The organism is Rhizobium sp. SU303 (assembly GCF_021052345.1).
In the GTDB taxonomy this organism is placed as follows: Bacteria; Pseudomonadota; Alphaproteobacteria; order Rhizobiales; family Rhizobiaceae; genus Rhizobium; species Rhizobium laguerreae.
This window is the reverse complement of record NZ_CP088097.1, coordinates 508,535-529,550: the sequence shown is the minus strand read 5'-3', so window position 1 is coordinate 529,550 and position 21,016 is coordinate 508,535. Positions and strand designations below refer to the sequence as shown.

Annotated in this window: 21 protein-coding genes; 18 read left to right on the top strand and 3 right to left on the bottom strand. The window is 63.2% G+C overall.

Features of this window, described 5'->3' with window-relative positions; translation table 11 throughout:
- Positions 1-202 precede the first annotated feature (202 nt).
- The 5 genes from cobF (at position 203) to RlegSU303_RS31390 (ending at position 4,547) form a co-directional block, all read left to right on the top strand.
- Complete coding sequence (cobF, locus tag RlegSU303_RS31410) at positions 203-967, top strand: precorrin-6A synthase (deacetylating) (protein WP_094088520.1); 765 nt, start codon at positions 203-205, stop codon at positions 965-967.
- 73 nt (positions 968-1,040) lie between these two features.
- Positions 1,041-2,423 (top strand): precorrin-3B synthase, encoded by a 1,383-nt coding sequence (cobG, locus tag RlegSU303_RS31405; protein ID WP_231283942.1) that lies wholly within the window; start codon positions 1,041-1,043, stop codon positions 2,421-2,423.
- Between the two features lie 2 nt (positions 2,424-2,425).
- The gene (locus tag RlegSU303_RS31400; protein ID WP_017957770.1) at positions 2,426-3,058 is read left to right on the top strand and encodes a precorrin-8X methylmutase; all 633 of its coding nucleotides are present in this window, start codon (positions 2,426-2,428) and stop codon (positions 3,056-3,058) included.
- Positions 3,055-3,786, top strand: coding sequence for a precorrin-2 C(20)-methyltransferase (locus RlegSU303_RS31395; RefSeq protein WP_017957769.1), 732 nt, complete (start codon positions 3,055-3,057; stop codon positions 3,784-3,786). The genes RlegSU303_RS31400 and RlegSU303_RS31395 overlap by 4 nt, the downstream gene beginning before the upstream one ends.
- Entirely contained in the window at positions 3,783-4,547 is a 765-nt protein-coding gene (locus RlegSU303_RS31390; protein WP_017957768.1) for a precorrin-3B C(17)-methyltransferase, read from the top strand. Before RlegSU303_RS31395 ends, RlegSU303_RS31390 begins: the two co-directional genes overlap by 4 nt.
- On the opposite strand, the gene RlegSU303_RS31385 is transcribed toward RlegSU303_RS31390, so the two are convergent.
- Positions 4,511-5,281 carry a cobalt-precorrin-6A reductase gene (locus RlegSU303_RS31385; RefSeq protein WP_231283941.1) on the bottom strand — a complete coding sequence of 257 codons (771 nt, stop codon included), beginning with the start codon at positions 5,279-5,281 and terminating at the stop codon, positions 4,511-4,513. The two genes, RlegSU303_RS31390 and RlegSU303_RS31385, sit on opposite strands and share 37 nt — an antisense overlap.
- On the opposite strand from RlegSU303_RS31385, the gene cbiE reads away from it, so the two are divergent.
- Positions 5,280-6,512, top strand: a complete 1,233-nt coding sequence (gene cbiE / locus RlegSU303_RS31380; RefSeq protein WP_231283940.1) for a precorrin-6y C5,15-methyltransferase (decarboxylating) subunit CbiE — start codon at positions 5,280-5,282, stop codon at positions 6,510-6,512. The two genes, RlegSU303_RS31385 and cbiE, sit on opposite strands and share 2 nt — an antisense overlap.
- Before the next feature lie 4 nt (positions 6,513-6,516).
- The gene (gene cobM / locus RlegSU303_RS31375) at positions 6,517-7,275 is read left to right on the top strand and encodes a precorrin-4 C(11)-methyltransferase (RefSeq protein WP_131621322.1); all 759 of its coding nucleotides are present in this window, start codon (positions 6,517-6,519) and stop codon (positions 7,273-7,275) included.
- A gap of 21 nt (positions 7,276-7,296) precedes the next feature.
- On the opposite strand, the gene RlegSU303_RS31370 is transcribed toward cobM, so the two are convergent.
- Positions 7,297-8,109, bottom strand: a complete 813-nt coding sequence (locus RlegSU303_RS31370) for a TIM barrel protein (RefSeq protein WP_131621319.1) — start codon at positions 8,107-8,109, stop codon at positions 7,297-7,299.
- A 162-nt stretch (positions 8,110-8,271) separates the two neighbouring features.
- Complete coding sequence (locus tag RlegSU303_RS31365; RefSeq protein ID WP_131621317.1) at positions 8,272-9,300, bottom strand: LacI family DNA-binding transcriptional regulator; 1,029 nt, start codon at positions 9,298-9,300, stop codon at positions 8,272-8,274.
- Positions 9,301-9,431: 131 nt separating this feature from the next.
- On the opposite strand from RlegSU303_RS31365, the gene RlegSU303_RS31360 reads away from it, so the two are divergent.
- The 11 genes from RlegSU303_RS31360 (at position 9,432) to RlegSU303_RS31310 (ending at position 21,013) form a co-directional block, all read left to right on the top strand.
- Positions 9,432-10,520: a fatty acid desaturase family protein gene (locus RlegSU303_RS31360; RefSeq protein WP_017957762.1), complete on the top strand. Its 1,089-nt coding sequence runs from the start codon at positions 9,432-9,434 to the stop codon at positions 10,518-10,520.
- Between the two features lie 21 nt (positions 10,521-10,541).
- Positions 10,542-10,856: a MocE family 2Fe-2S type ferredoxin gene (locus RlegSU303_RS31355; RefSeq protein ID WP_003548266.1), complete on the top strand. Its 315-nt coding sequence runs from the start codon at positions 10,542-10,544 to the stop codon at positions 10,854-10,856.
- Between the two features lie 11 nt (positions 10,857-10,867).
- Complete coding sequence (locus RlegSU303_RS31350) at positions 10,868-12,094, top strand: NAD(P)/FAD-dependent oxidoreductase (protein ID WP_131621315.1); 1,227 nt, start codon at positions 10,868-10,870, stop codon at positions 12,092-12,094.
- A gap of 26 nt (positions 12,095-12,120) precedes the next feature.
- Positions 12,121-12,936: a 3-methyl-2-oxobutanoate hydroxymethyltransferase gene (locus RlegSU303_RS31345; RefSeq protein ID WP_017957760.1), complete on the top strand. Its 816-nt coding sequence runs from the start codon at positions 12,121-12,123 to the stop codon at positions 12,934-12,936.
- A gap of 29 nt (positions 12,937-12,965) precedes the next feature.
- Complete coding sequence (locus tag RlegSU303_RS31340; protein ID WP_205928076.1) at positions 12,966-13,964, top strand: NUDIX hydrolase; 999 nt, start codon at positions 12,966-12,968, stop codon at positions 13,962-13,964.
- Positions 13,965-14,033: 69 nt separating this feature from the next.
- Positions 14,034-15,005, top strand: coding sequence for a quinolinate synthase NadA (nadA, locus tag RlegSU303_RS31335; protein WP_151518687.1), 972 nt, complete (start codon positions 14,034-14,036; stop codon positions 15,003-15,005).
- Positions 15,002-16,543: an L-aspartate oxidase gene (locus RlegSU303_RS31330; RefSeq protein WP_231283939.1), complete on the top strand. Its 1,542-nt coding sequence runs from the start codon at positions 15,002-15,004 to the stop codon at positions 16,541-16,543. Before nadA ends, RlegSU303_RS31330 begins: the two co-directional genes overlap by 4 nt.
- Positions 16,521-17,444, top strand: coding sequence for a carboxylating nicotinate-nucleotide diphosphorylase (gene nadC / locus RlegSU303_RS31325; RefSeq protein ID WP_231283938.1), 924 nt, complete (start codon positions 16,521-16,523; stop codon positions 17,442-17,444). The genes RlegSU303_RS31330 and nadC overlap by 23 nt, the downstream gene beginning before the upstream one ends.
- A gap of 245 nt (positions 17,445-17,689) precedes the next feature.
- Entirely contained in the window at positions 17,690-18,550 is an 861-nt protein-coding gene (locus RlegSU303_RS31320) for an NmrA family NAD(P)-binding protein (protein ID WP_231283937.1), read from the top strand.
- 221 nt (positions 18,551-18,771) lie between these two features.
- Positions 18,772-20,763 (top strand): BTAD domain-containing putative transcriptional regulator, encoded by a 1,992-nt coding sequence (locus RlegSU303_RS31315; RefSeq protein ID WP_231283936.1) that lies wholly within the window; start codon positions 18,772-18,774, stop codon positions 20,761-20,763.
- Between the two features lie 106 nt (positions 20,764-20,869).
- Positions 20,870-21,013 carry a hypothetical protein gene (locus RlegSU303_RS31310; protein WP_231283935.1) on the top strand — a complete coding sequence of 48 codons (144 nt, stop codon included), beginning with the start codon at positions 20,870-20,872 and terminating at the stop codon, positions 21,011-21,013.
- Positions 21,014-21,016 lie beyond the last annotated feature (3 nt).

The following is a 21,016-nucleotide window of genomic DNA, read 5'->3' as shown; positions in this document are numbered from 1 at the left end:
AACACCCAATCCTTTTCGATGCGCTTTTCTGTCAACTTAGCGTCAAAAAGCGTATCGAAAGTGACACGATTCGGGAATTGCAGCAACAACAGGGCCAAGTTAGCAACAATGAAGCAGGTTGGCCGCGGCCAACTCCCTGTCCCACCCTTGCGGCGAGCCAGCTTTTTCGGCAAGACCCCCAGGACTCAAGGGGAGTATCCGCGTGAAGCATATCCATATCATCGGCATCGGCACGGGCAACCCGGAGCACCTGACCATACAGGCGATCACCGCGATGAACGCAGCCGACGTGGTCTTCCTGCCGGTCAAGGGCGTAGGCAAGGAAGAGCTCGCTGAAATCCGGCGGGATATCTGCGAACGCTATATCACGCGGCCGGCTGGCAGGATTTCAGAATTCGCGGTGCCGCAAAGGCAGACGGCAAACAAGAGCTATGTGCAGAGCGTCGACGCCTGGCACGGCGAGATCGCCCGCATCTATGGAGAACTGATCTCCGGTCTCCCGGATGATGGCAGCGGCGCCTTTCTCGTCTGGGGCGATCCCAGTCTCTACGACAGCACGATCCGCATCATCGAACGCGTGCGCCGGGAGGGCCGCCTGGATTTCGATTACAGCGTCATTCCCGGCATCACCAGCATCCAGGCGCTGGCGGCGAGCCACAAAATCCCGGTCAACCTCGTCGGCAAACCGATCGAGATCACCACGGGGCGCAGGCTGGCGCGGGACGGGCTTCTGACCGACAGCACCGTCGTCATGCTTGACGGCGAACAGGCTTTTGCAAAGATCGACGATCCCGATGCCGAGATCTTCTGGGGCGCCTATCTCGGTACCAAGGATGAGATCGTCAGATCAGGACGACTTGGCGATATCGCCACCGACATTGTGAGGCTCAGGGCCGAGGCCAGGCAGCGGCACGGCTGGATCATGGACATTTATCTCCTGCGCAAGGGACGGGATTTCGACGAATAGCCACTCCGAAGCCTTTCCAGCATGCTTTGCCGGCCCGGTTGCGATCATGTAAGAAGTGGCCAGAGGATCGAGAATGAGCATTGAGGCCGCAAAGGCGAGCGACAGGACGGGCGAGGCGGATCTGCACGATCGCCCGGCGGCGGAGATGCGTAGGCGCGGCGCCTGCCCCGCGCTTGCGGCGCCCATGCCGACCGGCGACGGTTTGCTGGTACGGCTGCGGCCGGCCGGCGGCGCGTTGACGCTGTCGCAATTCGCAAGCCTTGCCCGCTCGGCCGCGGCCCATGGAAACGGCATTCTCGAAATCACCGCCCGCGGCAATCTGCAGATCCGCGGCCTTCGGGCTGAGACCGTCGGACAGCTCGCCGCCGATATCGATGCCGCCGGGATCACCGTGCCGGACGGGCCGGCGATCGAGACATCGCCGCTGCACGGCATCGACCCGGAAGAAATATGCGATCCGGCGGCAATGGAAATGGCCTTGCGCAGCACGCTCCGCGATCAGCTTGCCTCACCGCAGCTCGCGCCAAAACTCTCGCTCGTCGTCGACGGCGGCGGATCCTTCGGCTTGTCAGCACTTTCCGCCGATATTCGAGTCGTCGCGCAATCCCGCGCGGAATGGCTTGTCGCGCTCGATGGCGACGGTGAAACCTCAACGCCGATCGCGATCGGTCCTGAGGAAGCGGCGATATCTGCCGTCGGCGAAATTCTGAGCTTGTTGGCAATCCTCGGGCAGGGTAGACGGACAAGGGATATCGATCCGGCGCTTCTGCGGACGCGTTTTCCCGCGATGGATGGCATTCAGGTCATGCCTTCACGCGCGGCAGGGATGCCGCTTGCCGGCTCGCACAGGCTTGAGGACTGCAAAACCATACTCGGCGTCCGGCCGGAATTCGGGCAGATGAGAGCCTCCGATCTGGTCGCTTTGCTCGATCTGGCAACAGCCCTTGGCGCAACAGCCATTCGGCTTGCGCCCGGTCGCGGTTTTTTCTTCATCGGGCTTTCCGCCGATATAGTGCCGGCTATCCAGATCGCCGCAGCCAGACATGGCTTCAGCACCCAGCCTGGTGAGAACAGCGAGCATATCGCCGCCTGTGCCGGCGCCGGCGCCTGCGGTTCCGCCTTTTACGAGACGCGAGCCATGGCGCGCCGGCTCATCGCCGCAGCACCTGCCCTTTTCGACGGTTCGCTGACGCTGCATCTGTCCGGCTGTGCCAAGGGCTGCGCTCATGCCCGGCCGGCGCTGACCCTGACGGGCTCGGCGGAAGGTTATGGCCTCATCCTCAATGGGCTTGCCGCGGATCTGCCGGACGAACGGATCGCTGGCGGTCGGATCGATTTCGCTATAGAGAGGCTCGCCCAGTCCATCGAAGACAACAAAGACGCTGGCGAATCGACCGCCGCCTGCCTTAAACGGCTTGGCGCAACCGGCGTTTCGAAGGCGCTGCGACAGGAATAGGAATGCCAGACTACGATTATATCCGCAGCGGCGATGCGATCTACGAGCGTTCCTTTGCCATTATCCGTGCCGAGGCTGATCTTTCGCGCTTCACCGAAGATCAAGCCGAAATCGCCGTGCGCATGATCCATGCCTGCGGGCTGGTCGAAGCGGCGGAGCATTTCCTGTTCTCCGCCGATTTCGTCAGCGCGGCGCGCGACGCGCTGAAGGGTGGGGCGCCGATTTTCTGCGACGCGGAAATGGTGTCCCAGGGTGTGACCCGGGCACGGCTGCCGGCGCTGAACGAGGTGATCTGCACGTTGCGCGATCCCGCAACACCGGAGCTTGCGCGCGAGACCGGCAATACGCGCTCGGCCGCCGCCATGCATCTCTGGCTCGATCGGCTCGGCGGCAGCGTTGTCGCGATCGGCAATGCACCGACCGCCCTCTTCCATCTGCTCGAACTCCTGCGCGACGGCGCCCCGAAACCCGCGGCGATCCTCGGCATGCCCGTGGGCTTCGTCGGCGCGGCGGAATCGAAGGATGCATTGGCGGAAAATTCCTACGGCGTACCCTTTGCCATCGTCCGCGGCCGGCTCGGCGGCAGCGCCATGACGGCAGCCGCCATCAATGCATTGGCGAGGCCGGGCCTATGACGACAAGCGGCCGTCTTATCGGCGTCGGCACGGGTCCCGGCGATCCGGAGCTCCTCACCCTCAAAGCCGTGCGCGCCATCGAAGGCGCTGATGTGATCGCCTATTTCGCCAAGCAGGGCAGGGGCGGCAACGGCAAGGCGATCGTCGAGCCGCTGCTGAAATCCGGGGTGACGCTGCTGCCGCTCTATTACCCGGTGACGACCGAGATCGACAAGAACGACGAACGCTATCAGAGGCTGATCACCCAATTCTATGATCTGTCTGCCAAAGCTGTTGCCGGGCATCTCGATGCCGGGCTGACTGTCGCCGTTCTCAGCGAAGGTGATCCGCTCTTCTACGGCTCCTATATGCACCTGCATGTCAGGCTTTCCCAACGCTACCCCACGGAAGTGATCCCGGGCATCAGCGCCATGTCGGGCTGCTGGTCGCTGGCGGGCATGCCGATCGTCCAGGGCGACGACGTGCTTACCGTACTGCCCGGTACGATGGCCGAGACCGAGCTGACGCGCCGCCTTGCCGATACGCAAGCCGCCGTCATCATGAAGGTCGGCCGTAATCTGCCGAAGATCCGCCGGGCACTGGCGGCCGCCGGCCGGCTTGCGGAAGCCGTCTATGTCGAGCGCGGCACCATGGCGAATGCGGCGATGGAAAAGCTTGCCGACAGGACCGACGGCGATGCACCGTATTTTTCGCTCGTGCTGGTGCCGGGCTGGGAGGGCAGCCGATGAGCGGCAGGCTTTACGTGATCGGCACCGGCCCCGGCAACCCCGAGCAGATGACGCCGGAAGCGCTGGCCGCTGTCGATGCGGCGACGGATTTCTTCGGCTACGGACCTTATCTCGACAGGCTGGAGCTCCGCCACGATCAACTGCGGCATGCCTCGGACAATCGCGAGGAGCTCGGCAGGGCAGGGGCCGCACTCGCCATGGCGGCTGATGGCGCCAAGGTCTGCGTCGTCTCCGGCGGCGACCCCGGCGTCTTCGCCATGGCGGCCGCGGTCTGCGAAGCGATCGAGAACGGGCCGGCCGCGTGGCGCGCGGTCGATCTCATCATCCTGCCCGGCATCACGGCGATGCTGGCAGTGGCGGCAAGAGCAGGCGCTCCACTTGGCCATGATTTCTGTGCCATATCGCTGTCTGATAACCTAAAGCCTTGGAATATAATAGAAAACCGTCTTCTATCGGCGGCAAAGGCAGGTTTTGTCATCGCGCTTTATAATCCGATCAGCCGGGCGCGGCCCTGGCAGCTCGGCGAAGCCTTCAAGCTGTTACGTGACCATCTGCCTGCAGCAACACCGATTATTTTCGGGCGGGCAGCCGGGCGGCCGGACGAACGTATCGCCGTCCAGCAGCTGTCGCAGGCAGATGCGTCGATTGCCGATATGGCGACCTGCATCATCATCGGCTCGGCCGAGACTCGCATCGTCACGCGGCCAGGCAGACTGGACCTCGTCTATACGCCGCGCTTCATGGCGGGGGGGAACAGGTGATCGATCGCCGCCAGCGCCGCCTCTACAGTTCCGACCGCCTTGACGATCGAGGCCGGCGTGCGCGCGACCATCATCACCTCGATGCCGAGCAGTCGGGCTGCCTCGATCTTCGCATAGGTGGCGAGACCGCCGCTATTCTTGGCGACGATGACGTCGATGTCGTGCTGCCTCAGAAGATCGCATTCGCCTTCCAGCGTGAACGGACCCCGATCAAGGACATAATCGACATTATCAAGCGCAAGTGGAGGTTCGACGGGATCGACGCTGCGGACGAGATAGTGATGTTGCGGTGCTGCTTCCGCATGATGTGCGCCCTGCCGGCCCGTCGCCAGGAGGACTCGGCGGGGGAGGGGGCCAAGCCCTTCGATGGCAGCGGGAATACTCTGCACCTCCTGCCAGCAATCGCCGGCCACGCGTTGCCATTCGGGACGGCGCAGAGCGATGGCAGCAATGCCGGTGGTCTCAGCCGCGAAAGCGGCATTGGCCGAAATGCGCTCGGCGAAGGGGTGCGTGGCGTCGATCAACAGGTCATATCCGCCGGCCTTCAGGAAATCGGCAAGTGCGGCAGCACCGCCGAAGCCGCCGATGCGAACCGGAACAGGCTGGGTGGCCGGTTTTTCGGTGCGGCCGGCAAGCGACATCAAAACATCGCAGTCATCACGCTCCGCCAGCGCCTCGGCCAGCAGCCGCGCCTCGCTGGAGCCGCCGAGGATCAAGATGCGGGGTCTTCCCATGTCTGATGTCTCTCCTGCGTCCAGCCAGCGCTGGCTGACTATTATCGGCATCGGCGAAGATGGTCCAGAAGGGCTGGGCGAGGAAGCAAGGAGGCTGATTGCGACCGCACCTGCCGTCTTCGGCGGCGTGCGGCATCATGCACTCGCTGCCTCGCTGATCACAGGCGAAAGGCTTTCCTGGCAGAGCCCGTTCGAGCGCTCGGTCAAGGCTATCCTCGAAAGGCGCGGCACCCCGGTTGTCGTGCTCGCCTCCGGCGATCCCTTTCTCTATGGCGTCGGCGCAACGCTCTCCCGCCATGTGGCGGCGGAAGAGATGCGCACCATCCCCGCGCCCTCGGCCTTCAGCCTTGCCGCCTCCCGCCTTGGCTGGCCGCTGCAGGACGTCGCAGCGATCTCGCTGCATGGAAGGCCGATCGATCTGATCAGGCCGCATCTGCACCCCGGACGGCGCATCATCGCGCTGACCTCGGACGAGAAAGGCCCCGGCGATCTGGCTGCGCTGTTGACCGCTGCTGGCTTCGGTCAGTCACGGCTTACGGTGCTTGAGGCGCTGGGCGGCGTTCGGGAACGGCAGAGAAGTGCCCCGGCGACGGGTTTCGACCTCCTGGGCATCGATCCGCTGAATGTCTGCGCTGTCGATGTTGCGGCAGGGGAGGGGGCACGCATTCTGCCTTTTGCTGCCGGGATCGAGGATGAGCTGTTCGAGCATGATGGGCAGATCACCAAACGCGAAATCCGGGCGATGACGCTTTCGGCGCTCGCGCCGCGTCATGGCGAACTGCTCTGGGATATCGGCGCGGGCTCGGGATCGATCGGCATCGAATGGATGCTGGCCGATCCGTCGCTGAAGGCGATCGCCGTCGAGCAGTCGTCGGAACGGGCCGCACGTGTCGCCCGCAATGCAGCTGCCTTTGGCGTGCCGCATCTTGCCGTCGTCGAAGGTGCAGCACCCAATGCGCTGGACGGCCTGCCGGAACCGGATGTGATCTTCCTCGGCGGCGGCGGCAGCGAACCGGGTGTTGTCGACACGGCGATTGCCGCGCTGAAGCGGGGAGGGCGGCTCGTTGCCAATGCTGTGACGCTGGAAATGGAAGCGGTTCTGCTCGGCGAACATGGCAAACACGGCGGCTTCCTCACGCGGATCGAAATATCGCGCGCAAAGCCCGTCGGCGGCATGAGCGGCTGGCGGCCGGCCATGCCGGTAACGCAGTGGCGCTGGACGAAAGGATGACGAGATGACGGTGCATTTCATCGGCGCGGGACCAGGTGCTGCGGATCTGATCACGGTGCGTGGCCGCGATCTCATTGCCCGATGCCCGGTCTGCCTTTATGCCGGCTCGATCGTCTCGCCCGAACTGCTGCAATATTGTCCGCTGGACGCACGTATCGTCGATACGGCGCCGATGTCGCTCGACGAGATCGAGGCGGAATATCTTCGCGCTGCCGCGGCCGGCCAGGATGTCGCCCGGCTGCATTCCGGCGATCTCTCTGTCTGGAGTGCAGTCGCCGAGCAGGTGCGCCGGCTTCAAAAACACGGCATCGATTATACGATGACGCCAGGCGTTCCGGCCTTTGCCGCCGCAGCATCAGCCCTCGGCCGAGAGCTGACGATCCCGGCCGTGGCCCAAAGCCTGGTGCTGACCCGCGTTTCCGGCCGCGCTTCACCGATGCCGAACGACGAGACACTGGCGAAGTTCGGCGCGACGGGCGCCACGCTGGCGATCCATCTGGCAATCCACGCGCTGAAGCAAGTGGTCGAAGAGTTGACGCCGCTTTACGGCGTCGACTGCCCTGTCGCAATCGTCGTCAAGGCCTCCTGGCCGGACGAGCGCATCCTGCGCGGCACGCTCGCCGATATCGAAGCAAAGGTTGCCGCCGAACCGATCGAACGCACAGCGATCATCTTCGTCGGCCCTTCGTTGGCAGTGGAAGATTTCCGCGAAAGTTCGCTCTACGATCCGGCCTATCAGCGCCGGTTCAGGGGCAGAGAATAGCGTCAAGCGACCGCGCGGCTTTTAGACCCGCGCGCTGAGATACTCCATGCTGGCGCGCAGCGCGCCGGCCGGATCCTTTAGCGCATGCACCTCCGCCGCGAAGGGCTCGAAGGACAACGAGCCGTTATAGCCCGCCTGCAACAGGGCCCTGACCTGCCCGGCATTGTCGAGCAGGTCGTCGGCATTGACCAGGACACGGTGGGAATCGCGCATATCGGCAACGGAAACAGCCGGGTCGTCGACGCCGGAGATGTGCACGAGGCCGGTCAGTTGCGGAAAGGTCGCGGCTTCGCCGGCAAGGTGATGGTGGAAGGTATCGTGGACCAGCCTGAAGGTCGACTGCACGCCGAGTTCCTCGATGGCCTCGGCCGCCTCGGTCTTGGAGCGCAGCGAGCAGATCTCGAAACCGAGCGGCTCGACGAGACCGATAATGCCTGCTTCCTCCAGCATCGGCTTCAGCGCAATCAGAGACTGGCGCAGATTGGCCTGCCGTTCGCCATCGGCGCAGCCGGTGCCGTCATTCTTCGGAACGAGGACGAGCGCCTTGGCGCCGGACGCGCTGGCATAATCGATCAGCTCCTGCGCTTCGGCGGCCCGGGTCGCGTTCCACTCGTTGAAACGCTGCAGGGCGTTGATCGAGATGATCGTCACGCCGTGGCGGGCAGCCGCTTGCCTGATCGTTTCGGGTTTGGTGCCGTCGAGAATGGCATTGCCGGAAAGGTCGTTGCGGATCTCGACGGCATCGATGCCGAGCGATCGGGCCAGCGCGAAAAAATCATCGATGGCAAGCGATGGTGCTGCCATATGGTTGAGCGCAAAACGGATCGAAGTCATGAGTGCTATCTCCTCCTCATCTCCGCGACAGGGCGGAGCGGTCCTCGTGAATGGGTCCCGCGAATCTCTATCGGAATTCGCGTTGCAATCCATCCGTCATCGCCCGCGCCCGCTTTCATCGCTGAGAGAATTTCGAACGGAATGATGGAATTCCATCAATGCTTAGATGTTCTCAGAAATATGGATATCGAAAGGCAGGAAGAGCTGCCCGGGAACAGCCGTTTCGCCGTTTTCGATGGCCCCCGTCATCAGCACCATCAACTCCTTGCAGAGGGCGGGCAGCGGGGTTCCGATCGCCATGGCGACGATATCGTCGGCAAGGCCGGCTTTGCTGTCGGGCGTCAGCTCGTTGACCACCAGGACGATCTTGCCGCCGACGCCTTCTTCGCGGAATGCCGAGATCGCCCCTTCCATGCCGCCGCCGCAGACATAGAGGCCAACGAGATCGGGATGTTTCTGTAGCAGCGTCAACGTCGCCTCATGAGTGATCTCGGCGGTCTCGAGATTGATCAGCGTGTCGACGACATCGAACTCCGGCGCATTCTCGCGAAAATAGGAGCGGAAGCCGATTTCTCTGAGCTCATGGCCGTGAAAGCGGTGGCTGCCGACGAAACAGGCGACCTTGCCGGGCTTGTGTGCCGTGCGCGCAATCGTCCAGGCGGCGGTGCGCCCGACCTTGCGGTTGTTGACGCCGACATAGGCGTCGCGCACGCCCGTTGCGAGATCTGAGAGCAGCGAGAAGACGGGAATACCGCGCTCCTTCAATTCCTCGACCGCGGTCGTCACCGCGGGATAATCCGGACCGACGAGAGCAACGGCCTGGTTGCGGGCGCCGAGCGTCTTGATCTTTTCGACGATCGCAGCCGGTGTCGCGGCTGACGGAAAGTCGATCTGCGTCTGGATGCGCGCCGTCGTCAGCGCGCGCGCTGCGGTTTCGATCTCACGCACGAAGCTCTGATAGAAGGGCTGCATCGGCTTCTGCAGCAGGAAGGCGAGCTTGTATTGCGGCAGATCTTCGAAGACGCGCTGCTTGATCAGCCCGACAGCGTGATAGCCGATCGACTGCGCCGCATCATAGACCCGTCTCGCCGTTTCCTCGCGTACGCGGTGGCGAGCGTTGAGAACGCGGTCAACGGTGGCAACACTGACGCCGGAGGCGCGGGCGAGATCGGAGATGGTGGGACGGCGCATCGGCGTTCCTGATGGATTCAATCACGAATGCAAGTCATTTGTGATGGCTTTTGATAGATTATATCAAGCCTGCATTGAGCGCTTTCCAAAGTCAACCTATTCTCCCGGGGCAAGGGCAACGGGAGGCGGAAATGGCGACCCAGACAAAGAAGCGCGACTACGACCTGCTCGGCGAAAGCGGCCGCACCGCCGTCGAGACGGGGCTGGCGGCAGCCGAATGGTATCACACCGACATTGCGCGCAAGGAGATGAAGGCGTTGATGCAGCGCTCCGATGCGCCGGCGATCCGCGACACGATCATCTGGCTCGGCAGCATGGTGGTCCTTGCCGGCCTCGGCACTTATTTCTGGGGCTCGTGGATCGCGCTGCCCTTCTTCCTCGCCTATGGCGTGCTCTACGGCTCGGCCTCCGATAGCCGCTGGCACGAATGCGGCCATGGCACCGCCTTCAAGACGCGCTGGATGAACGATGTCGTCTATCAGATTGCCTGCTTCATGATCATGCGCAATCCGGTGACCTGGCGCTGGAGCCATGCCCGCCATCACACCGATACGGTGATCGTCGGCCGCGATCCCGAGATCGCCGTGATGCGGCCGCCTGATCTCTTCCGGCTGGTGCTTAATTTCTTCGGTATCCTCGACGCCTGGCATGCGATCGTCGACATGCTGCGCAATGCCTTCGGCGGCGTCAGCGCGGCGGAAAAGACTTTCATTCCGGAGATGGAGCAACCGAAGGCAATCCGCATCGCCCGCATCTGGCTGGCGATCTATCTGGCCACGATCGCAGCCGCGATCGCCATGGGTTCGATCCTGCCGCTGATCCTGATCGGCCTGCCGCGCCTCTATGGCGCCTGGCACCATGTGCTGACCGGTCTGCTGCAGCATGGCGGCCTTGCCGACAATGTGACCGACCATCGGCTGAACAGCCGCACGGTCTATATGAACCCCATCAGCCGCTTCATCTACTGGAACATGAACTACCACGTCGAACATCACATGTTTCCGATGGTGCCCTACCACGCGCTGCCCAAGCTGCACGCGATGATCAAGCACGACCTGCCGGCGCCGAACCCGTCGATCTGGTCCGGCTATCGCGAGATGATCCCGGCCTTCCTGCGCCAGTTGCGCAACGAGGATTATTTCCTGAAGCGCGAACTGCCGGCCACCGCGCGGCCCTATCGCGAGGAATTCCACAACGAGCTGGCTCCGGCCGCGCAATAAAGACAATCGAGGGAGGACAAGATGAGCGGAAATTGGATCCAGGTCTGCGACAAGGATGAGATCGACGAGGAGGATGTCATCCGCTTCGATCACGACGGGCGCACCTTCGCGGTCTATCGCAGCCCGGACGACGAATTCTTCGCGACCGACGGGCTCTGCACACATGAACATATCCACCTCGCCGACGGGCTTGTCATGGATGAGATCATCGAATGTCCAAAGCATAACGGCCGCTTCAACTACAAGACGGGCGAAGCCAAGGGCGCGCCGGTCTGCGTCAATCTCAAGACCTATCCTGTCAAGATCGAAGACGGCGCCGTCTTCATCTCGCTCTGAGGGAGGCCGGCATGGCTCATTACGTCATCCTGGGAGCGGGCGAATGCGGTGCGCGCGCCGCCTTCGCCTTGCGGGAAAAGGGCTTTGCCGGCGAGATAACGCTGGTTGGCGCCGAGCCGCTTCCGCCCTATGAACGGCCGCCGCTTTCGAAGGCCGGCTCCACCGATGCAAGCGATCCGAAATTCATCGCCGCGGCGGAAAAATATATCGAAAACGGCATCCGGCTGCTGACCGGCCTCGAGGCAAGGGATCTCGACACCGCATCCAGGACCGTCACGCTTTCGGACGGTACCGTGCTTTCCTACGACAAGCTTCTGCTTGCGACGGGTGCCGCCGCGCGGTCGTTCCCCGGCGCGCCGCAGGGCAGCCCGCATATTCGCGCGCTGAGGACACATCACGATGCGGCGGCGCTGCGCGAAGCAATGAAGCCCGGACAGCATATCGCCATTATCGGCGGCGGGTTCATCGGACTGGAACTTGCGGCAACGGCGCGGCTGCGTGGCGCCGACGTCACCGTCATCGAGGGGCTGGAACGCGTGCTGAAGCGTGGCGTGCCGGAGGAGATCGCCCATCTGCTCACCGAGCGCCACCGAGCCGAGGGCGTCGATGTCCGCTGCGGCGTCTCCATCGAGGCGCTGACTACGGAAAACGGAAAAGCCCTAATCCGATTGTCGACCGGCGAGGTGATCGAATCCGATCTCGTCCTCGTCGGCATCGGTGCACGGCCGAATATCGAGATCGCCGAAAGGGCAGGCCTCGCAATCGACAATGGCATTGCCGTCGACACCTATCTCCAGACCTCCACAGCTGATGTCTTTGCGGCCGGCGACTGCTGCTCCTTTCCGCTGCCGATCTATGGCGGCCGGCAGGTGCGGCTCGAATCCTGGCGAAATGCCCAGGAGCAGGGCACATTGGCCGCGGCCAACATGCTCGGCCTCAACCAAGCCGTTTCATCAGTGCCATGGTTCTGGTCGGACCAATACGACTTGACGCTGCAGATATCAGGCCTCGCCGAAGGCGCTGCCACGCATCAGCGCCGTGAACTCGGTGCAGGCGCCTTCATTCTCTTCCATCTCGACGCCGACGGACGATTAATCGCCGCAAGCGGCATCGGGCCGGGCAATGCGGTGGCGCGCGACATCAGGCTCGCCGAAATGCTGATCGCAGCGCGCGCCCATCCGAACCCGGCGGCACTCGCAGCCAGCGACATCAAGCTGAAATCCCTGCTGGCTGCCTGAGCTCTCCGATATTTTCAAAGGAATTGATGATGAAGAAACATAAACGCGCAACCGTCGCCGATCTGCTTTCGGAAAAAGGCAAGCGCCAGCTCACAATGCTGCGCGTCACCTCGCTGGAGGAGGCGGACGCCGCCGAAAAAGCGGGGATTGACATCGTCTCCGTGCCGCCCTCGCTGCTCGGGCCGGTCTTTCGTGAGATCGCCCCCACTCCCTTTGCCATTCCGGGGCTCGAATATGGCGATCATGTCTCGGCCGAGGACTATCTGCGTGCGGCCTTCGCGGCGCTAAAGGCGGGCGGCGACGCGGTCTATTGCGCCGCAAGTCTGCAGACGATCCGCCGCATGCGCGATGAAGGCATCCCGGTCTGTGGCCATCTCGGTCTGATCCCTTCGAAGGCGACCTGGACGGGCGGCTTTCGCGCCGTCGGCAAGACGGCGGCGAGTGCGGCCGAAATCTGGCGGCAAACCAAGGCGCTGGAAGAGGCCGGCGCCTTCGCCGCCGAAATCGAAGTCGTGCCGGGAGATGTGGCTGCCGCGATCAGCAGCAACACCTCGATGCTGATGATCTCCATGGGAGCAGGCAGCGGCTGCGACGCTCAATATCTCTTCGCCGACGACGTGCTCGGCGCCAATCGCGACCACTATCCCCGTCACGCCAAGATCTATCGCGACTTTGCCGCCGAACACGATCGGCTGCAGCGCGAGCGCATCGCCGCCTTTACGGAATTTGCCGAGGATGTCAGGACCGGCGCCTATCCGGAAAAGCGCCATCTCGTCGGTATCGACGTCGCGGAACTGGAAATCTTCCTGCAGCGGCTGAAAAGCGAGACGGGCAATAGCTGAGAGCAAACGCACTCTATTGCTTCGATGATGTGGGAAGCGCCGCAAAGGCGCTTCCTCTCCATTGGCTTCCGTCCCGGCCTGTGTCAGGAATTATCCGTTCGATTCATTCGGAACGGAGTATTCGGTCCCCTGTGACGATCGGCTTTGCGCATGCGGAATTGATTGCGGTGCTCGTCGCGGTGACGGGGGACGAACCGCGCGTGATGACCATCCGCTCCGGCAACGCGCTGCCGTCTGGCCCCTTCGAAATGGGGCACCGCACCCTGCAATCAGGCCTGCGCGAATGGGTACAGGAGCAGACAGAACATCCCGTCGGTTATCTCGAACAGCTCTATACCTTCGCCGACCGCGACCGGAACAACGACATCCCAGGCGGACGGACGATCTCGATCAGCTATCTCGGCCTCGTCAACGAGCAGTCGGGCGCCGGCCGGCCGGGATGGCACGGCTGGTACGAATATTTCCCCTGGGAAGACCATCGACAGGGCCGGCCAGCCGTGCTTGACGAGATCATGGCGCGCCTGAGGAACTGGGCCGATGCCGATCCGGCAAGGCGTGACCATCGCCATCGCCGGGCGGATTTCACCTTCGGCCTCGACGGCGGCGGCTGGAACGAGGATCTGGCCCTGCAGCGTTACGAACTGCTTTACGAAGCACGGCTCGTCTCGGAAGCCGGATGCGGGTCGGAGGCCAGTCTCGGCCGGGCAATGTTTGCCGATCATCGCCGTATTCTCGCGACCGGAATCGCCCGGCTGCGCGCCAAGATCAAATACCGCCCCGTCGTCTTCGAGCTGATGCCGGAGAGTTTTACCCTGTTGAGGCTCCAGCGCACCATCGAAGCCTTGGCGGGGCTGACGCTGCACAAGCAGAATTTCCGCCGCCTCATCGAACAGCAGGAACTGGTCGAGGAAACCGGCGGCACCGAAAGCGAAACCGGCGGCCGGCCGGCCAAGCTTTTCCGCTTTCGCCACACCGTGCTCGAAGAACGGGCGCTGGCAGGAACGAAATTACCGCTCTCCCGCAATTGACATATGCTCACCGTGAGAATATCTCTTTGCCCATGATATGCTCAAAGAGAGCATAATTAGGAGCCGGTCATGAATTATCCTGTTTCCGCATCCTCGCTCTACGAGCGCGTCAGCCGCGTCATTCCCAAAGCCGAATGGATGACGTTCGAAAACGACGTCGACGCGATCCTCGAACTCAAGCGCCGCCGCAACGCCGTCATTCTCGCGCACAACTATCAGACACCGGAGATCTTCCACGGCGTGGCCGATATTGTCGGCGACAGCCTGGCGCTCGCCCGCAAGGCGATCGAGGTCGATGCCGATGTCATCGTGCTTGCCGGCGTGCATTTCATGGCCGAGACCGCCAAGCTGCTGAACCCCGGGAAAACCGTGCTGATTCCGGATCTCGGCGCCGGCTGTTCGCTGGCGGATTCGATCACGCCCGAGGATATCGCCCTGCTGCGCCAGGCCCACCCCGGCGTGCCCATCGTCACCTATGTCAATACCTCGGCCGCGGTGAAGGCTGCCTCCGATATCTGCTGCACCTCGGGCAATGCCAAGCAGGTGGTCGAGTCGCTCGGCGTGCCGAAGGTGCTGATGATCCCGGACGAATATCTGGCGCGCAATGTCGCCCGCGAGACTGATGTCGAGATCATCGCCTGGCATGGCCATTGCGAGGTGCACGAACTCTTCACCGCCGAGGACGTGCGCCAGCTGCGCGAAAACCATCCCGGCGTAACCGTGCTCGCCCATCCTGAATGCCCGCCCGAGGTGGTGGCCGAAGCCGATTTCGCCGGCTCCACCGCTGTCATGTCGGATTATGTCGGCAGGCAGAAACCGGCGCGCGTCGTGCTACTTACCGAATGCTCGATGAGCGACAATGTCGCTGTGCACCATCCCGATGTCGAATTCATTCGCCCCTGCAATCTCTGCCCGCATATGAAGCGGATCACGCTGGCCAATATCCGCGCGGCACTCGAGGAAAACCGCCACGAGGTCACCATCGATCCGGCAATTGCGGTGGCCGCGCGCCGCGCCGTCGAGAGGATGCTGGCGATATGACCGAGGTTCACGAGCATCTCGCCGGACGCACGGTGATCGTCGGTAGCGGGCTTGCCGGATTGATGACCGCGCTGACACTGGCGCCTGAACCCTCCGTCATCGTCACCCGCGCGGCCCTTGGCGCGGAGACATCGAGCGCCTGGGCGCAGGGCGGCATCGCCGCCAGCATGGGCGCCGACGATAGCGCGGCGCTGCATCTTGCCGATACGCTTGCGGCCGGTGACCGGCTCTGCGATCCGGCCATTGCCGCCGGCATCATTGCCGAGGCGCCGGCGGCGATCGCGGCGCTGGAGCAAGCCGGCGTGCGCTTCGACCGGAATACCGCGGGAGGCCTCTCGCTCGGGCTGGAGGCGGCCCATAATCGCCGCCGTATCGTCCATGCCGAAGGCGACGGCTCGGGTGCTGCGATCATCGCCGCGCTGATCGAGGCGGTGATGAAAACGCCGGCTATATGCGTGCTCGAAGGCTTCGAGGCGCGGCGGATTCTGATGGACGGCGAAGGGGTCGCCGGCCTGCTCTGCGCGACCGCGAACGGCGCCGCCATTCTGCCGACATCGAAGGTGGTGCTCGCCACCGGCGGTATCGGCGGGCTTTACGACGCGACCACCAATCCGATGGGCAATTTCGGCCAGGGGATCGCGCTCGCAGCTAGGGCCGGTGCTGCGCTGGCCGATATGGAATTCGTCCAGTTCCATCCGACCGCACTCGATTCACGCCGCCGGCCGCTGGCGCTGATCAGCGAGGCGGTGCGCGGGGAGGGGGCTTTGCTCGTCAACGAACGCGGCGAACGGTTCATGGCCCGCATATCCGGCGCCGAACTTGCACCGCGTGACGTGGTGGCGCGTGCCATCAGCGCCGAAATCGCCCGCGGCGGCAGGGTCTTCCTCGATGCCCGCGCTGCTCTCGGCAGCCGCTTCGCCGCCCGTTTTCCTGTCATTTCCGCCCTTTGCGGCGAAGCCGGCATCGATCCGGCGAAGGACCTCATTCCGGTGCGCCCGGCCGTTCACTATCACATGGGCGGCGTGGCCACGGATGCAAATGGCCGCAGTTCGGTTCCCGGTCTCTGGGTCGCGGGAGAGGCGGCCTCGACCGGCCTGCACGGCGCAAACCGGCTTGCCAGCAATTCACTGCTGGAAGCGGCTGCCATGGGCATGCGGGCGGCACGCGACATATCAGACGTGCCAGCAAGTGCCGCCGGCACGATCTTCCCCGAGAGTCTCCCGGCGCCGGCCGATGCGTCATTCGTCCGGCCGATCGTCTCGCGCCATCTCGGCGTGTTGCGCAATGCCGGCGCCATTGATGGCGCGATCGCCGCACTGCTGCCGCTTGCCGAAGGCAGCGGCCCTGCCGCCGATCCGGCCATCGTCGCGCTGCTGATCGCCGTCTTTGCCAGCCTGCGGATGGAATCGCGCGGCGCCCATGCCCGCACCGACTTTCCGCTGAAGCTCGCCAACGCCAACCGGCGCCAGATGTGCCTTTCCGACGTTCTGGAGATCGCCCGCGCGACCCCGCCCTATGCCCTTGCAAGGAGTGCCTGAGATGAGCCTTGTTCCCCTTCCGCGCCTGATCGTCGAGCCGCTGGTGCGGGCGGCACTTCTCGAAGATCTGGGTCTTGCCGGCGACATCACCTCGGCGTCCGTCATCCCTCGCAATCACCGTTCGACGGTGGTGATGGCGGCGCGTCAGCCGGGCGTGATCGCCGGTCTCGATGCCGCCGAACTCGCTTTCTCTCTCGTCGATCCCGAGATCGTCTTGCGCCGCCATCTTCATGATGGCGAGGCTGTAAAGCGTGGCGACGTGATCGCCACCATCGAAGGCCCGTCGCGCGGCCTGCTGAGCGCCGAGCGCACCGCGCTGAATTTCCTCGGCCATCTCTCAGGCATTGCGACTGTGACGGCTCAGATCGCCGCCGCCATTCGCGGCACCAAGGCATCAGTTGCCTGCACGCGCAAGACGACGCCGGGCCTCAGAGCGCTGGAGAAATATGCCGTGCGGGCCGGCGGCGGCACGAACCACCGTTACGCGCTTTATGACGCGGTGCTGATCAAGGATAATCACGTGGCCATCGCCGGTGGGGTCGCTGAAGCGATCCGCCGGGCAAGGGCCGGCGTCGGCCATATGGTGAAGATCGAGGTCGAAGTGGATACCCTCGATCAGCTTCGTGAAGCGATGGAGACCGGCGTCGACGCCGTGCTGCTCGACAATATGACGCCGGACCAGCTGCGCGAGGCCGTCGCCATCGTCGCCGGCCGGGCGATTACCGAGGCATCCGGCCGTGTCACGCCGATAACAGCTGCCGAAATCGCCGCTTCCGGCGTCGACCTCATTTCCGTCGGCTGGTTGACGCACAGCGCGCCGGTGCTGGATATCGGGCTCGATTTCGTCGAGGCCGCGGCCGCAACGGAGGTTAGCCCGAAACGGATTGAACAGGCGCTGTGATCCCTCGGAGTCCGTCCGACAATTCATGAAGCGTGGGCAAATGCGTCTGACGAGGGTCCATGATGAAGGCGGCGCAAAGGAAGGCCTTGGCGGAGTTGATGGTCGCTTCCGGGTCTTTCCTAAGCAGGCGGTCCGGCTGATACAGGCGAAGAAGCACTCCGCGTCGGTGAACTACGTCAGCAACGAAAGGGAACCTTTGAAAGAGCGAGGGGTTATGCGCCACATCACTGCTGGAGACATGGCAAATGTACATCGTTGTTGGCGGGACGGGCCACGTCGGCTCCGCCGTGGCGCAGACGCTGCTCGATGAAGGCAAAGCCGTCACGGTCGTCACTCGAAATACTGACAAAGCCGGTGCATGGCGACAGCGGGGCGCGGAGGTCGCCGTCGCCGACGTCCACGACGTGACGTCGCTGCGTGAGGTGTTCCGTTATGGGAAGCGGGCCTTCCTACTGAACCCGAACGCTGACATATCGAGCGATACGGATCGGGAGGAACGCGAGACCGTGCGCTGCCTACTCGAGGCGATCGAAGGATCTGGGCTTGAGAAGGTGGTGGCGCAATCAACCATGGGCGTGCAGCCGGGCGAGAAATGCGGCGATCTCAACGTCCTCTACGAACTGGAAGTGGGCCTGAGGAACCAGCCGATTCCTGTCAGTGTCATCCGCGCAGCCTACTACTACAGTAACTGGGATACGATGCTGGGGGCCATCACGAAGGACGGGGTGCTAGCGACCATGCTCCCTGCAGACCTCACGCTCCCAATGGTCGCGCCGGAGGATCTGGGAAGGGTGGCGGCGCGGATCCTGCAGGAGCCGATCGAACCGATCGGCATACACCACGTCGAGGGGCCGAAACGGTACTCCCCCAACGATGTCGCCGCAGCCTTCGCCGCCGCCCTCGGCCGGGCCGTTCGCGTCGACGTGATCCCGCGCGAAAACTGGGAAGACGTATTCCGCAGTTTGGGCTTCTCCGACGCGGCGGCTCACTCATATGCAAGGATGACGGCTCTCACCGTCGATGGTCCCGAATATCCCGAGGATCCAATTCGAGGATCGATCTCGCTCCAGACCTACATAGGTAAGCTTGTTCGCAACTCATCCTAACGCGTCCCACTCGACCCCATTCTCGACGGGCTCTCAGGCTTATTTCACGCCGTAAATAACCTGCCCCACAGAACGCAACCGGCACCTGTCGAAAGTGTTGGCCAAGCATTTCTTGCCCAAGCGGCACGCGAAAATGCAATTATTCGATGAAACTTCTTCTTTTTAAAGCAAAACCGCTATGCGCCGGGCTATTATGGCTCTAACATGTTTTTGATTGGCCGGTGCGCTTGTGCGCCTTGGCTTTCAGGGGTGAGAACCGAGATGCAACGGACATCCGGCAGATGCTGACGAACAGGCTGTGCCTGCTCGGAAGACCGCGATTGCTGGCGGCGGGGAAGGAACTCCCCTTGCCGGAGAAGTCGTATTTTCTCCTCGCCATGCTCGCCGCCGAACCCAATTTCGAACTCGACCGCGAAACCGTCAGGCGACAGCTCTGGCAATCGGAGCTGCCGGAAAAGCGGGCTGGCAGCCTGCGCCAGCTGCTGGCACGCATCGAACAGAGCATTCCCGCCGGCCTTCCACCGCTGCTTGCCGCGACCCGAACCCATATCGGCCTTGCCGATGGCTGGGAGGTCGACGTTCATATCCTGAAACAGAAAGGGCCGCTCGCGCCCGAAGACGGCGACCTGCTGAACGGCGAATTGCTCGAAGGCGTCAAATCGCCGACGCAGGGCGCCGAGGACTGGCTGACCTTTGAGCGCCAGCGTGTCGACGAGTTGCGCTCCGCCAATCTCGCCCGGCTGGTCGAGACATCGGAAGACAGATCGGATGAAGATCAGGTCACGCTTGCCAGGCGCCTGCTGGAACTCGATTCTGCCAGTGAGACGGCCTATCGCGCCTTGATGCGCACCTATGTCAGGATGAACGATCCGGCAGCGGCGCGTCAGGCCTATCTGAAGTGTAAGAGCCAGCTGAAAGACGACTTCGACACCGAGCCGGAAGAAAGCACCACCGCTCTTGCCCGCGAACTTAACCTGGTGCCGGCAGCACAGGCGACGTCGGGACATCCTCAGTCGGCGCCTAACCTTTCCGTCGGTCCACTTGGTCAGCCGCGTATCATCATCCTGCCGCCGGAAAGCATCTTCACCGATCCGCTGATGGAGCGCGTCGGCAGGGCCCTTCTCGAAGACGTCACCATCGGCCTCAGCCAGCAGCGTGGCTTCAAGGTGATCGCGGCGCATACGAGCCTGGAAATCCTCAGCCGTTCGATCGATCCGTCGCGTGCCGTGCCCGGTCCGCTCGACCTCAGCTTCGACTATGCGGTCTACGTGACCATCCAGGGCCGCGACGAGGATGTCTATGCGACCTGCCGGCTGACGCGGACGACGACATCGGAGGTGATCTGGGCCATCGAACTGCCGCTGGTCATGCAGAAGATCAGCGAATCCTTCGCGCATCTGACGCGGCGGATCGTCTCGTCGCTCGCCGACACGATCGAGCGTCACGAACTGGCGATACCGATCGGCGACGCGCCGCCGTCCGCCTACCGTCTCTACCTGGAAGGCAAGCGGCTGATTGCCCAGACCGATCTGCAGCATCTGCGCCAGGCGCGCAAATGGTTCAAATCCTCGCTCAATCGTTATGAACATTTCTCCGCCGCCCATGCCGGCATGTCACGCGCGCTCGGCATGGAATGGCTGATCCGCGGCATGCGGGACAAGGAACTGCTCGACGAGGCGAACGGTGCTGCCCGGCAGGCGCAGCAGTCCGACCCGAACAGCGGCCGGGCCTATCGCGAGCTCGGCTTCGTGGCGCTTTATCGGCGCCGCTTCGACGAAAGCCTGGAATATTTTCAGCAAGCCCAGGATCTCAATCCCAACGATGCCGACATCCTGGCCGACTATGCCGATGCGCTTTCCCATGATGGCGATTTCGATCGAGCGCTGGAGCTCAGCCGCGCTGCCTTCAAACTCAATCCGCTGCCGCCGGACTATTATTACTGGAACCTCGGCGGCATCCACTTCATGCGCGAAGAGTATGAAATGGCGATCGAGGCGCTGGAACCGGTGAAGACGAAGCAGGCGACGGCCCGCCTGCTCGCCGCCTCGCATGCCATGGCAGGCGACACCGGCAAGGCCAGGAACTACGCCAGGATGGTGCTGGAAAACTTCCCCGATTTCCGCAGTGAGGACATCCGCCATTTCGTCCCCGATCGCGATCCCGCCTATACGGAACCGCTGATACAGGGCCTGCAACTTGCCGGTCTTCCCTGATTGCACGGCCTTTTAACGAAGCCTGTAACGCTTAAATGACGCAGGCAATGTTTCTTTCCGATGGTTAACGGCAGCAAGGCGCTGCCTGACCAATCGGAGATGAAACATGAAGACCAATGCTGACACCACTGCAGCTCAGACACAGTCAATGCGCTTCTCTGCAGCCGCCAGAGCGGCCCTGAAGCAGGACGAACTCAACGTTTCCGCCAATGCGCTCGAGAGCCTGACGCATGCGCTGAGGTTCCGCTAAGGA